Annotated in this window: 12 protein-coding genes; 2 read left to right on the forward strand and 10 right to left on the reverse strand. The window is 53.7% G+C overall.

The window, feature by feature from the left end:
• Positions 1-62: 62 nt before the first annotated feature.
• Together ACM6IR_RS14175 and ACM6IR_RS14180 are read right to left on the reverse strand one after the other, a co-directional pair.
• Positions 63-851, reverse strand: a complete 789-nt coding sequence (locus ACM6IR_RS14175) for an SDR family NAD(P)-dependent oxidoreductase (protein WP_414908289.1) — start codon at positions 849-851, stop codon at positions 63-65.
• A gap of 74 nt (positions 852-925) precedes the next feature.
• Positions 926-2,026, reverse strand: coding sequence for an alkene reductase (locus ACM6IR_RS14180; RefSeq protein ID WP_414908365.1), 1,101 nt, complete (start codon positions 2,024-2,026; stop codon positions 926-928).
• A 167-nt stretch (positions 2,027-2,193) separates the two neighbouring features.
• Between ACM6IR_RS14180 and ACM6IR_RS14185 the strand changes: the two genes are divergently transcribed.
• The gene (locus tag ACM6IR_RS14185) at positions 2,194-2,793 is read left to right on the forward strand and encodes a TetR/AcrR family transcriptional regulator (protein WP_414908290.1); all 600 of its coding nucleotides are present in this window, start codon (positions 2,194-2,196) and stop codon (positions 2,791-2,793) included.
• 319 nt (positions 2,794-3,112) lie between these two features.
• Here the strand turns inward: ACM6IR_RS14185 and ACM6IR_RS14190 are convergent, their stop codons facing one another.
• The 7 genes from ACM6IR_RS14190 to ACM6IR_RS14220 all read right to left on the reverse strand — a co-directional run bounded on the left by ACM6IR_RS14190 (position 3,113) and on the right by ACM6IR_RS14220 (position 10,827).
• The gene (locus ACM6IR_RS14190; protein ID WP_414908291.1) at positions 3,113-3,700 is read right to left on the reverse strand and encodes a dimethylsulfonioproprionate lyase family protein; all 588 of its coding nucleotides are present in this window, start codon (positions 3,698-3,700) and stop codon (positions 3,113-3,115) included.
• Between the two features lie 193 nt (positions 3,701-3,893).
• Positions 3,894-5,045, reverse strand: a complete 1,152-nt coding sequence (locus tag ACM6IR_RS14195; protein ID WP_414908292.1) for an MFS transporter — start codon at positions 5,043-5,045, stop codon at positions 3,894-3,896.
• A 98-nt stretch (positions 5,046-5,143) separates the two neighbouring features.
• Complete coding sequence (locus tag ACM6IR_RS14200; RefSeq protein WP_414908293.1) at positions 5,144-6,178, reverse strand: GlxA family transcriptional regulator; 1,035 nt, start codon at positions 6,176-6,178, stop codon at positions 5,144-5,146.
• A gap of 48 nt (positions 6,179-6,226) precedes the next feature.
• The gene (locus tag ACM6IR_RS14205; RefSeq protein WP_414908366.1) at positions 6,227-7,576 is read right to left on the reverse strand and encodes an MmgE/PrpD family protein; all 1,350 of its coding nucleotides are present in this window, start codon (positions 7,574-7,576) and stop codon (positions 6,227-6,229) included.
• Between the two features lie 87 nt (positions 7,577-7,663).
• A complete protein-coding gene (gene proX / locus ACM6IR_RS14210) occupies positions 7,664-8,707 on the reverse strand; it encodes a glycine betaine/L-proline ABC transporter substrate-binding protein ProX (RefSeq protein ID WP_414908294.1) in 1,044 nt (347 codons plus the stop codon).
• A gap of 69 nt (positions 8,708-8,776) precedes the next feature.
• Entirely contained in the window at positions 8,777-9,742 is a 966-nt protein-coding gene (proW, locus tag ACM6IR_RS14215) for a glycine betaine/L-proline ABC transporter permease ProW (protein ID WP_414908295.1), read from the reverse strand.
• A gap of 47 nt (positions 9,743-9,789) precedes the next feature.
• The gene (locus ACM6IR_RS14220) at positions 9,790-10,827 is read right to left on the reverse strand and encodes a quaternary amine ABC transporter ATP-binding protein (protein WP_414908296.1); all 1,038 of its coding nucleotides are present in this window, start codon (positions 10,825-10,827) and stop codon (positions 9,790-9,792) included.
• Positions 10,828-11,275: 448 nt separating this feature from the next.
• On the opposite strand from ACM6IR_RS14220, the gene ACM6IR_RS14225 reads away from it, so the two are divergent.
• Positions 11,276-12,229, forward strand: a complete 954-nt coding sequence (locus ACM6IR_RS14225) for a LysR family transcriptional regulator (RefSeq protein WP_414908297.1) — start codon at positions 11,276-11,278, stop codon at positions 12,227-12,229.
• 114 nt (positions 12,230-12,343) lie between these two features.
• On the opposite strand, the gene ACM6IR_RS14230 is transcribed toward ACM6IR_RS14225, so the two are convergent.
• Positions 12,344-13,579 carry an aromatic ring-hydroxylating oxygenase subunit alpha gene (locus ACM6IR_RS14230; RefSeq protein ID WP_414908298.1) on the reverse strand — a complete coding sequence of 412 codons (1,236 nt, stop codon included), beginning with the start codon at positions 13,577-13,579 and terminating at the stop codon, positions 12,344-12,346.
• Positions 13,580-14,026: the final 447 nt, after the last annotated feature.

A 14,026-nucleotide genomic window follows, 5' to 3' on the forward strand; every position in this document is an offset into this window, starting at 1 on the left:
AAAATCTGCAGCAAGCGCCTTTACATCAAGGAATGCCTAATCAGTAGCCTGCTGCGTGACAATTACGCCTTGGATTGATAGCGCTCAGCGACTGCAGATTGGCGGATCTCAGAAAGCAAACCTTGGCGTGCAGCCTGCAGAGCATCCCAACGAGCGGCGTCTTGTAACGGCGGAATGGTCACCGGTTCGCGACGATCAAAACCGACCAGCGCAGCATCGACCAGATCACCCACTTCCATGACGTCACTGAGGGTATTGATATCGATGCCCGCTCGCTCCCAGATTTCGGTGCGAGTGGCTGCCGGCAGAACGGCTTGCACGTAGACGCCTTTGGGCGACAGTTCCAGGCTCATGCCTTGAGAAAGAAACAGCACAAAAGCCTTGGTCGCGCCGTAGACCGTCATCCCGAACTCCGGTGCCAGGCCAACGACCGAGCCTATGTTGATAATCGCGCCGTTTCCGGCTTGTGCCAGGCGTGGGGCGATGGCGCTGGCAAGCCGTACCAGTGCGGTAGTGTTGAGCGTAACCAACTGAGCAACGCTGTTGGTGGATTGTTCGATAAAGCTGCCGGATTGTGCGGCGCCTGCATTGTTCACCAGGATGCCAATACTGGCGTCGTCGCGCAGGCGAGCCTCAACCGTGGTCAAATCGCTGATTTGGGTCAGGTCAGCCTGGAGAACATCAATGGTGATGTTGTGTTTCTCACGCAGCCGCGCTGCAAGAGCATCCAGCCGCTCTTTGTCGCGGGCAACCAGTACGAGGTCGTGCCCGCGCTGTGCAAAGCGCTCGGCATAGGTAGCGCCGATGCCAGTGGAGGCGCCGGTAATGAGAACGGTGGTAGGGATGCTCATGAATTGATCCTCAGTTTCGGATATCGATAGGCGAGTCATGCGTGGTGTCCGGAGGACGTGCGCAGACGTGATTTTTAGCGGTGCCGGGTACTGGATTCAGCAAGGGTTGGATAGTCGATGTAGCCTTCAGCACCGCCGCCATACAAGGTCGCAGGATCGAATGCCGACAAAGAGGCAGCGGTTTTAAGGCGCTCCACCAAGTCCGGGTTACCTATGAAGGGACGTCCAAAGGCGATCAAGTCAGCCTTGTCATCGTTGAGTTGAGAGGTGGCCAAATTCACGTCGTAGCCATTGTTCGCGATGTAGGTGTTTTTGAAGCGTTGGCGCAAAGAACCAAAGTCGAAGGGCGCAATATCGCGCGGCCCGCCAGTCGCGCCTTCGACCACATGGAGGTACACAATGCCCAAGGCATCGAGTTGGTCGACAATGTAGTCAAACTGGGCCTGCGGTTCGCTGCTGGAGACACCATTGGCTGGCGAAACTGGCGATATACGTATGCCTGTGCGTTCTGCTCCGACCTCGTTTACTACCGCTGCCGTCACTTCCAGCAGTAGGCGAGCGCGGTTTTCAATCGAGCCACCATAGGCATCGGTGCGGATATTGGCACCGTCCTTGACAAACTGATCCAGCAAATAGCCGTTTGCGCCGTGGATCTCTACGCCATCGAATCCCGCAGCGGTGGCATTTGCCGCCGCTTGGCGAAAATCATTAACGATCCCAGGAAGCTCGCTGATATCAAGCGCTCGCGGCTCTGAAACGTCCACGAAGCTATTATTGACGAACACCTTGGTCGCGGGACGGAGAGCGGAGGGTGCTACCGGAGCGGCACCGTTCTCCTGCAGGTCAACGTGCGATACGCGTCCGACATGCCACAGTTGCAGGAAAATTCGTCCGCCTTTTGCGTGGACGGCATCGGTGACCTTGCGCCAGCCATCAATCTGCGCCTGCGTGTAGATACCGGGCGTATCCTGGTAGCCCTGTCCCTGCTGCGAGATCTGCGAGGCTTCGGAGATCAACAGGCCTGTAGAGGCTCTCTGGCTGTAATAGGTTGCAGCGAACTCGCTCGGGACAAAGCCTTCTCCCGCACGGTTACGCGTCAGCGGAGCCATCACGATTCTGTTGGAAAGTGTCAGCGAGCCGAGCGGGTACGGCTCAAATAACGTCTTATCGTTCATATCGTTTCCATACTCGTTGATTAATGAAGGCGACATGCGCCGTGCCAGGGAATATTCGCGTTGGCGCATTTATGATGTCGATCACACTCAAAACTGTCAACGCTTTTGATTATGATCGACATCAGAGTATGATGAGGGCATTGCTTTGAGATGCAGAGGCGCAGGAAATGAAGATCACCAAGGCGCAATCACTCGCCAATAGAATTCACATTGTTGAGACGGCTTCAGAGCTGTTTCGCGAGCGAGGCTACGATGGCGTGGGGGTGGCCGAACTCATGGCAGCAGCCGGATTTACGCAAGGCGGTTTCTACAAGCACTTCGGCTCCAAGGCTGATTTGATGGCTGAAGCGGCAGCGAACAGTCTTTCGCATTCGCTGACCAGTTCCGAAGGTCTCGAAGTTGCTGAGTTCATTGATTTGTATGTGTCGAGGGATCACCGAGACGGCAGGGGCAGCGGTTGCACCATGGCGGCCCTTTGTGGAGACGCTGCGCGTCAATCAGATGAGTTGAAAGCCACCTTTGCCAGCGGGGTAGAAAGCACGCTGGCAGCGCTCGAAGAAAAGTACAAAGCGAGGCAAGACGCACCGCAGGATGGGGTACGGGCAAAAATGATCGACATGCTGGCGCATGCAATCGGTGCGGTCATGTTGTCGCGCGCCTGCCCGGATGATTCTTCTCTGGCTGATGAAATACTCGAGGTTTGCCACGCTGAGATAATTGCATCATTGCCGTTGTCACCAGTCAGTGAGCCGCAGGGGAACACATAGATTGTTGACGCCGGCGCCGAATTGACCCACGAGTTGAAGCAAGACTGACCCACCTCTAAATCTGCACAAATCCCGCATAGGCAATGGTTCGAGAGGAACAGACTGGGTCCGTGACATCTCGGCATCGGTGCCAACAATTAGGGCTCTTGCGGGCGAAACACATGCTTTCAGGCGCTAACTAAATGGCGAGCGACAGTTATTTATCCGGGTCCGATTGCCAGAAGCCTCGATGTGCCAGGCGAGCGCTGGACGCTTTTGGCCATGGGCGAAATCGGCACATAAGCTTGGGTAGTCGAGCAATCTGCTGATTGTCGGTGCATCAATCCACTGCATGACAAAGTCCCCAAAGTGCCAGCAACGGCTTGTCGGTTGACCTCATGGAATGGACAGCCGATGGTGGGTTGAACACCACGCCGCCCGGACCGGGATTCCACCAGCCGACATCTTCTCGGTACCAGTAACCTTCCGATAAAACGACATAAAACTCTGCCGGAGGATGCTTGTGGTACGGATAGCAAAGATCGGGCTCCATTACCGCCAACCCCACTGTCATAGTCGAACATTCAAGCAGTGCGCCCTTGCCGAGAATCAGCGCATGTCGGTGCTTTTCTTCGAAAGCATCATCGTCCCCTTCTGCAGCGGATCGCTTTATCCAGCGACTACTGGACAGCAGGGCCTCAAGAGCCGAAAGCAGAATCTTGAAGTCCCGTTCCGTTCGGGGAGCATCCGTCAATGCCCGCGCAATCGTGGGTTCCAGGCTCTCGGGCAGGGGAGTGCCCGAGAAAGGAGGCAAGCCGATGTCCAGGCGCGCATTGCTCAAGGAGCGAACACAGATTTCTGTATCCACGCCATCAACCCCAATCACTTGAGAAGGCCGGGCAAGGATTCGCAGGAGTGCCTCCCGCATCACCACTCCCTGTAGCAGGAGTCTTTGTTCCGACGTCAGTGGGTACGACTGCATGACCTTTTACCTCTTGAACATACTTGGCAGGTCCCTTTGATAATTCAGCAATACATCCATCGTGATGTCTCCCGGTTTTCTGAACGATTGAGCTCGATTCGCAATGCCCAATGCTGAAATCGCGTCTGAAAAAATCAGGTTAGTTTCGAAGTAATCGAGCTGTCGTACTGACAAAAACCAGCAAAAAACTTACGCAGCCAAGAGCGAATGACAAGGTGCTCAGATGGGCGACCGCCCCGATAAATACGGGCCCTATCAGAATTCCCGCGTAGCCCATCGAGATGACAGCGGGGATGGCTACCGCCTGTGGCATCCGTTGCTGGCGGCCTACAGCAGTAAAGAGCACAGGGACAATGTTTGAGCATCCAGCACCGACCAGAGCGTAGCCAATCAAGGACGCGGCCCAGCCATCGATTCCAAGCGACACGATCATGCCTGCGGCTGCGCAGAGTCCGCCAAGCGCAACGACGCGCACGCCGCCTAGTTTGCTGACGATGGCATCTCCTGTCAGGCGGCCCACTGTCATCGCAGCGGCGAAGGATGCATAGCCCAAGCCTGCGATACTCGGCTCTAACCCTCGGCTCGAGACAAGGAAAACCGCGCTCCAGTCGAGGATTGCGCCTTCAGTGAGGAAGACGATGAAACAGAGCGCACCTAAAAACAGCACGATACCCTTGGGCACCGCGAACATTGGTCCGCCCCGTTCAGTGCCATAAGTCAGCAAAGCAGGAGCTGCCTTGTAAAGCGCTCCCAAAACTGTGGCAACGATGCAGAGCGCAGCAATTAACGGATGCAGGCCCAAGGTCAGCAGAGCGGTCATCGCCCCGGCGCCCAATATGCCTCCGACGCTGTAAAGGCCATGGAAGCCGGACTGAAGTGCCTGCCCGCTGTTTTTCTCGACGATGACTGACTGTATGTTCATGGCGCAATCAAGCATGCCCATGCTGGCACCGAAGATAATGACAGCAATGACCATACCCGGCAGCCACATCAAGGTGCTCAACAGCGGAAGAACGGCACACAAGACAATCGTCGCCCAGATTACGACCTGGCGGCATCCATAGTGTGCAGTGAGATAACCAGCGAAGGGCATGGCCACAATTGAACCACCGCCCAGGCCAAGCAGCAGCAACCCCAGGCCACCATCGTCCAAGCCAGCGCGGGCTTTAACCAATGGGACCAGAGGCGCCCATGCGGACATGAGTAAACCCGCGATAAGGAAGGCCATGCGTGTAGACATCCGCTCGCTGTGGTTAGCCGTGGGTACCAACACCGGCGATGGGGCATTCATAATTCTCGGTAATCCTTATCGATAATCCTAGCCATCGTTTACTCGGCTTAGACAGTGTGGGTTTCGTATGTTTTTCGCGTGCCTTGGTTACGGAAAACTTAGCGCCTGCGCTCATATGTCGCTCTATAACTACTCGGCGCGACGCCAAAGAAGTCACGAAATCGCATATGAAAATTGGCAAAACTACAAAAGCCGGTCGCAATAGCGATATCAGTGATGGGCCGATTGCTCTGCAGAATAAGCTGACGCGCACGCGTCAAACGCAGCTCAAGGTAGTAGCGTGTGGGCGTGGCACCCACGAAACGGCAGAAGCGACGCTCTAATTGTCGTCGGGAAATGTTCACACACTCAGCCAGCTCGTCGATCGATAACGGCTCTTCTATGTTCTTTTGCATCAGTTCTAAAGCGAGCTTCAGGGTTTGTGGCAAGGTGGGGTCAGAGTCAACTATGACAGTCGATATCCCAGAGACTTCAGTGGTTTGATCACAACTGAGTATTTCCTCGACAGCATGGGTCAGCGACACGCCTTGTTTAGCGGTGATGAGCTCCAGCATCATGCGTAACGAGCTGCTGGCGCCAGCGCACGTGATACGGTTTCTGTCTATTACGTGAGTTCGACAAGAGACCAGGACTTTGGGGAAAACATCCTCCATCATCGCTCGCCCATCTGGATGGAAGGCGCACTCGACACCGTCCATTAGCTGAGCTTCCGCCAGGAAAAATGCACCGTTCCACAAACCTCCCATGGTCGCGCCAAGAGAGGCGACGTTACGTAGCTTGCGCCGTAATAGCGGGTCGCTGATCAGCTTCACTCGCAAACCACCGGCAACGATGAGAACGTCGATACGATCCGGTAGTTGTGGTAGCTCCAGGTCTGCTGAAATCGCAATTCCCAGATCGCTCATTACCAGACGGCTCTTGATGCCAACAGTCAACACCTCAAACGCTGGTGTTTCGCTAATCAGGTTGGCGGTCACCAGCGCATCGATAGCGCCGGTGAACGACATCATCGAGAAATTGTTCAAAAGCACGAAAGCTACACGAGTCACCGCCTGCGGCTTTGTTGGTTTCTCCGCCGTATAGGAGTACCCCATGTTTTTTTCCTTGAGCACACTCTCGAATACGAATGGCATAAATCCTCTTTGACACCTGAACGAATAGCTGAGAACACTTTGCGGAATCTAGGCGGCGGTATTTGGAGCGGACAGCAACAAATCAAAGAATGCTTGGCAGTTATCACTACCGGGCAATGCTTCAACACTGTTCTTGATGGCATTGCTGAGAGTGGTTCCCAAGCTGTCATCAGCCAGTAAATGGTATTTAGCGGTGAGTTCGTCACTCGACATAGGGTTGCCGGGATCGCCCTTGGCCGTCGCGGTTGGGCTCGTAAGTCGCGTGCCGTCTTTCAGGGTAACCGTGACGCGGGACAGAATTTCCTCCGGGAACCTGGCGGACAGGTCAGGCGCCTCATGTAGGGTTATTTTCTCGCTGATGCTCAAGATGTCTGGCGCATGAATGGAATCCCCGGTGACCTCTTTTGGCCCCAGCTTCCCGCGAACGATCAAGGCAGCCAGCGGGAACGCCAGCGCATACTGCGCTTCGTCCGCATTCTTCGGAAAATGCCCCTGCAAGCACACAGACTCATGGAATGTTTCGACATCTATGGTCTCGATCAACTCCGCAGTGATGACTGGATGTGCTCGCATCAAATCGGTCATGGCCGTGAGTGCCGGTTGCGCCCAGCGACATACCGGCCAAGGCTTGAAATATTGCTCATCGATTTCCCAACGGGTTCCGATGTCCTGCCAGAAAGTGGAAATCTCCAAAGGTTCAACGGTGGCGGCTGGAGCGCCAGTGACACCTATCTGTGCCATCAGTAGTGCGTTCAGTCCGGCATACGCCCCGGCACCGTGGGCATCACGCAACATCGTTGGAAAGCTCACCAGGCGCATCATCGGACACCTCGGGCCAAAGTATTCCGCGATCCCCAGCGCATGACGGAACGTCGTTTCATCAAGCTTCAGCAGGCGGGCGCCGGCGCAAACGACCCCGATCCCGGAAAAGGCACCTGAGGCATGATATTCAGGGGCAGTGGCCATCAATGCCTGACCGGCCCGCAAGGCGGTCTCGTAACCGATGCACAGTGCGCTGAGGAACTCTTCGCCGCTGATGTCTTTGCCCTGACTGCGATACGCGTCTACCAATGCAACAATGGCCGGGACAACGGTTGCACCCGCATGCCCCTTGGATGTGAAGTGACCTTCGTGTGCATCCAGGCTATCAACGCAGAAACCGCCTGCGTACGCGGCACCCAATGGATGTACGGCTCTGCCGTCGAACCAAAGGCGGCTGGACAGCTTGTTGGCAGCGTAGTGGGTGTCAGCGTAGGTTTTGAGCATTGCGCTGGTTTGATTGTCGCGAGCACCGGCGGCCACACCAATGATGTCGAGCAGGCAAGTTTTAACCAACTCGCGTGTATGCAGGGGCGCGTCCTGGTAACTGAAATTCTGGACGAATGAATACAACTGCATTTCATGATTCCTGAATGATGAACGCCGAAACGGATGAGAAAGTTGCCCGTGGAAGAGCAACTTTTTATGCAGATTTAAATAAAGGGACTATTTTTTTGCGGTGGCGGTATTAGCCGCTGCTCGTGCGTCTGCCAGCCAGCTGTCGTATTTCGCGCGATGAGCCGCGATCCATTCTTTAGCGTGGCGAGTGATATCAGCTGCACTTTTTTCACCATTGTGCATTTTGAGATTTTGCGCGCTTTCATCGTCGGTAGTGATCTGCATTTCAGACAGATACTTCACGGCTGCCGGGTTTTTCTCTGCGAACTCTTTGTTGATGACCGCTTTGACACTGTCTACCGCGAAACCAAGGTTTTTACCATTGAAGGTAGTGTTGACATCGTTTTTGCCACCAGGGAGATCCGTACGCGGCACGGTTAACCAAACCACGTCTTTACCTTCGACCAGAACACCGGAGATCCACTGAGGTACCCAGGTGTAATAGAGAACCGGCTTGCCTTCTTTGTAACGAGCAATGGTGTCAGCCATCAGGGCAAAATAGGAGCCCTGGTTATTGGAAACGGTCTTTTCCAAGCCATAGGCTTTCATATGGTGGGCAATGATCAGCTCACAGCCCCAGCCGGGGTTGCAACCTGTCAGGTCCGCTTTACCGTCGCCATTACTATCGAACAGCTTGGCAATCTCTGGCTTTTTCAAATCATCGATAGAGGTGATGTGATACTCGTCAGCCGTTTTCTTATCGATCATGTAGCCCTGTAATACGCCCGGCATAATATTGCCGGTTTTCACCATCGTGTCATCGCCGCCGGCCTTCTCGTAGAAAGATTTGTGTAGCTCCTCCCACAGATGAACCGAGAAATCAGCGTCACCATTGGCAATCGCAATCATCATGGTGGAGTATTCGGTTTCCTTCGGAGTCTGAACGTCGTAGCCCAATTCCTTGAGCCCCGCCATTGCAATCTCTCCGCGAAATCGCTCTTCGGCAATTGACGGGAAAATTGGGGTGATCGATACCCCTTTTCCGGGCTCCTGCGCCGTGGCGGCTGATGCGAAAACAGGGGAAACCGCTAGTACTAAAAGCGCCACAGAGTGAATAAATTTCTGTTTTATTCCGAAGGTTGTGAAGTTCATTATCGTTTGCCTTGGCTGGATTAAAGAAGTTGGCATTTCTTTTGGTTCACGACGCGCCGCTTAGCGGAGTTAGCTCTCTTTGGGACTGACTTCTATTTTCGTAACAGCGTTTTTTCTCTTCAGGCGATAAATGACACCCGCCGGGCCTGTCTGGTACCAGTGCTCACCTTTGGTTGCCCTGTTACTGCGTTCGCCCATTGCCTGGGTCAGTCGGTCGAGGAAAATCGCCAGCAATACCAGCCCCAATCCACCGACTGTTGCCAAGCCCATATCAAGGCGGCCAATCCCGCGAAGTACCATCATCCCCAACCCGCCAACCGAAATCATTGATGCGATCACCACCATGGAAAGTGACAACATTAATGCCTGATTCAGACCCGCCATGATCGTCGGTGCAGCTAAAGGAAGTTGGACCCGCCTCAGCATTTGGCGCGGGGTGCATCCGAAAGCCCGGGCTGCTTCGACCTTGTCCTCGGGTACCTGGCGAATTCCCAGATTGGTGAGCCTGACCAGTGGTGCTACTGAAAAGATGATTGTGACCAGTACTCCCGGTACGTTGCCGATGCCAAACAGCATCACCACGGGTACCAGATAAACAAATGCAGGCAGTGTTTGCATTGCATCGAGTACCGGCCGCAGAAGCATCTCCAGTCGGTCACTCCGGGCACACAGGACGCCCAGCGGAATGCCAATAACTGCACAAAAAAACAGTGAAGTGAGTACCAGGGCGAGGGTGATCATGGCGTCATTCCATACGCCGATCACTCCTAAGAGGGTGAGGGTGACGAAACAAAGTATCCCTATCTTTTTCCCTCCTATCTGCCAGCCGAAAAGCGTTGCAATAATAATGAATATTGACGGAGGAATAGCCAACAATCCGAACTGAATACCATTAAGTACTTGGTCGATTGGCCATCTTATCGAGCGGAAAACCTCGCGGAAATTATGAACCAGAAAATTCAGGGCAACTTCTACCCATTGGCCCAAAGGTACGTTGAAGGATTGAAATGGGTCTAGAAAATTGAATTCGTTCATGTAATCACCTGAATGTCCTTGCCTGGCAAGCCAGCAAATAGAGCCTATTAGTGTCGGCTCATTGTCTGAAGCAGTAGGCTCTTGGAGATCGTGCCTTTGAACACACCCTGGCGATCCAGCACGGCCACTGGATTAACGGCATCAGCAACGATGTGAAAGACGTCCTGCAGGAGTACATCGTCGCGCAGCGTAGGAGTGGATTGATCCATGGCATACGGATGCTCTGCGCAGATTTTGGCAACATCCCCAGCCTTGAGGATCTTCGAGGCATCAAAGCCTTTGAAGAAAGCTCTGACGTAATCGTTCGCGGGGTTGCACAGCAGCTCTTGCGGGGTACCGATCTGTACTACCCGGCCACCCTCCATGATCGCAATGCGATGGCCGATGCGAATCGCCTCGTCAATGTCATGGGAGATGAAGATGATGGTGCGATGCTGTTCTGCCTGCAGGCGGATCAGTTCGCCCTGCATTTCGTGGCGAATCAACGGGTCGAGTGCCGAGAAGGCTTCGTCCATCAGCAGGATGGCGGGGTCGTTGGCCAGCGCTCGGGCCAGGCCTACCCGCTGTTGCATACCGCCGGAAAGTTGGTGCGGATAGCTGTAGGCGTGGCCATCGAGTCCCACCTGTTTGAGTGCCTCGAGTGCACGTTTATGCCGTTCACTTTCCGCGACACCCGAGATTTCCAGGCCGAAAGCAACGTTGTCGATCACACTCATGTGGGGCATAAGGGCAAACGACTGAAACACCATGCTCATATCTTTGCGCCGAACGCTGAGAAGATCAGCATCCGACAGACCGGTGATTTCCTGGCCGTTGAGATGGATTGTGCCGGAGGTCGGTTCGATCAGTCGGTTGAACAGCCGAACCATCGTCGACTTTCCAGAACCGGAAAGCCCCATGATGACGAAAATCTCACCGCGTTTTACGGAGAAACTGGCATCGAAAACGCCAACGACTTGACCGGTTTTGCTGAAAATTTCATTTTTGTCAGCACCACGGGCCAGCATCTCCATCGCGAGCTTTGGCTGCGCGCCAAAGACTTTGTAAATGTTTTTTACCGAGAGTATCTCGTCACCAAGACTCATAACCCCTCCTGCTGCAATTACGACGTAAGATCAAGAATTTAGGTGTACGTGTCTTGATCAGTTAAGGCGGTGCTTGTGGGGGCAGTCAAGCTGGGAGAAAGGTTGGGAATTAGTCATTGTGACCATCCTCTTTATTATGTGATGTTTATTATTTTTGTTTTATCAGCGCTGAATTAAGCAGTACCTTGAGAACCAAGTTATTACCTAATAGAGTCAGCGTCTAACAACATTTCTTCCAACCAATCAATAACGCCATGTTATCAATCATTTGGTTGTGTCAATTTGCGACAGCGGCAGTGCTAGTTGCGAAGACGAATGCCGCTGGCACTGTCTTAGCCCCTCTGTTTCAGCTACTCTCCAGCGTAGGCTCTAAGTGGAACCCTCTCGCCGATCTCGTCCCTAACGGCCCTCCAAAGGGCCCCGAACCGGATATTCAATACTCTAGGTTATGGTTAAGCACATCGATCCAGACATGACGCTGCTGAAAATGCCGTCTCTGAAAGCAGTGAAGTCATTCGTAGCAGCCGCCAAATATCAGAGCTTTACGCGTGCGGCAGAAGCACTGTGCGTTACTCAAGCGGCAATCAGCCGTCAGATTCGGGAGCTTGAGGCGTACCTTGGGGTGGATCTTTTCAAGAGGGTGGGGCGAGCAGTCGAGTTGACGGAAGCCGGATCCATTTTTTTTGATGCTGCACAGATATCTTTCGTCAACATTTCCCAGGCGGCGGAGCGCATTCGCACCAACAATGCAGGCAAGCGAACGTTGACACTTTGCTGTTCTCCTGCGTTTTCAGCCCTCTGGCTCGCAGCGAAGCTACCGGGGTTTTTTACCAAGAACGCAGACATCGACCTCAATCTGGTAACCACTCAAAACTTCTTGTCGATGGAGCCGGGTGTAACTCCGGACATTTTCATCACAAAAATGGCCAGGATTCAGGATGGCTACCGCAGTTATCCGTTGTTTCATGACGTCATCTACCCGGTGTGCACACCTCGTTACAAAGAGGAGCACCCTGAGCTGTCCAGCCTGGAAGGATTGCGCGATGGGGTTTTGCTAAACCTCAGTCCCTATGGCAGATCCCAGGTAGCGGAGCACGTTGACTGGGGCGTTTGGCTGGCTTATCACGATGTTGATATTGAAAAACGACCCCACGACAGCCCTCACGTTTTCAACGCGAATGACTACAACCTGGTAATCAGCATGGTGTTGACACACCAGGGTGTAGCGCTGGGATGGAATCACCTGGTCGAAAACCTGATCGAAAACGGCACGCTGATTCGGCCGATCGAAGAGGAAGTGGTTCTCCATGAAAGTCAGCACTATCTGACATTTCGTGAAGACCGGATCAATGATGACGCGTGTTGTCGACTAAGAGACTGGATTCTCGCCCAGTTTTCCTGAGCTGTTTAGAAGACAGGAGCACTGGCTGAGCAGTGACTCGGGGTGCGAGGAGAAGAGAGGTTTGGGTGTGCCGGTGGTGATCATTCGTGGTTCTCACCACCGGCAGTTTTGTACTTAGCCTACAGATCTTAACGGGATCGTGTCATTGAGCTGCTCAAGCATCATTTTGCAGTACCAATCATCAAACTGGCACACACCAATTTCGCTGGCCACCGACAATGGGCCTGGCTCGTAAGCAGGAGAGCTGACACCTACCTGTGCGCCTTCAACCAAGGTGCGATCCTGGTCATTGGTTGCAAGCCAAACCTTGGTCAGGCGATCGATGTCGTAGTCGACACCTTCCTGCGCGTCCTTCTTGACGAGCCATTTTGTAGTGACCAACGTCTCGCCCGGACCGAGGGGCAGTACGCGGAAGCTCAGCGCGTGATCGCCCAGAAAGTGGTTCCATGTTGATGGGTAGTTGAAATAAAGCAGCGCTCCAATGTTGGCTTCACCGGAGCTGTCCAACCGCCCAGCGACCGCAGGCTTGCCATCCATTGTGTAGCTGACGGCCCCGGAAAACAGGGGTATGCGTGTCATTCGGAAGCGCCCCTCATCGTCCATCACCAATCGGCTAGGCAGCCCTGCCGCCTCGCAGCGATCCCAGTGCTCTTTGAGTTCGAGATCTTCATCGCCGCCGGCGCCGCCCACTGATGGGTTGTCCACGAATGAGTGCATCAATTCCGGGTGAGTACAATCGCAGTGGTAACACTCGCGGTTGTTCTCGAAAACCAGTTTCCAGTTGCCTTTTTCGATGATGTTCGACTCAAACGCGACCTTGCAGTCGTCCAGATTATGAGGCGCAACGAAAGGAGTAACGGATTTTCTGAAAGAGGAAAAGTCTGGGGCGACGTCAGCGACGCATACATAGATGTACGTTTCGACCACCTCACAATGCACGGACTTCAACCCATGCTGAGACTTGTCGAAATCGTCCCCCATGTTCCCGGCGAAAAGCAGTCTGCCGTCCAGCTCGAATGTCCATTTGTGGTACGGGCACACCAGTTTGGCTACCTTACCGCTGGCTTCCGGGCACACCTTGGAACCGCGATGACGGCAGGAGTTGTGGAAGGCCCGAATCTGTTTGTCTGCGCCACGGACGATCGCGACGGGGTAGTCGCCGATTTGCAGCGACAGGTACTGACCCGACTTCTCCAGCTCAAATGTGTGCCCTGCGAAGATCCAGCTTTTGTGCCAGATCTGTTCCAGATCCTGTCTGTAAACGTCTGGATCGCTATAAAGGGCACCTGGCAGCGCGTGGTCAGGTTTGCGCTGCGCGATTAGATTTGAAACTGCCGATTTAGTGCTCACGGTCAACACACTCCAAAATACCAAGGGGGCGACACATTCAGCCTGCTCAGCGAGGTGAGGCCAAACGGTCTTGAGTTCGCAGTACCGTCTGTGGATGCAAGCCCATCAAACCGTGCTGCTTCTATCCGCGAACCGGAACGCTTTGCCACGTCCAGGAAGCGTCTTACGAAAAATGTGCCTTCTTGGATGGTGGTGCCATCCGTGCACTCATTTCGTTCGAGTCCTTACTAATGCAGACATTTCTGTAATGCCGATGTTTGCATCAATAGCATTTTTTCTACCGCTCCTTATTCGAGCTTGGGCAAACAGATACTAACTAATGGAACGAATGTACGAGAAAGTCTCTTATCCAATTCGTCGGTAGAATATCGCTGTTGTAAGGCTACGACGGCAATCATGCATCAACAAGAAACATTTACTCTTATCAATGCATAAACAAATGTTATC

The organism is Pseudomonas sp. IT-P253 (assembly GCF_949768125.1).
Taxonomy (GTDB): domain Bacteria; phylum Pseudomonadota; class Gammaproteobacteria; order Pseudomonadales; family Pseudomonadaceae; genus Aquipseudomonas.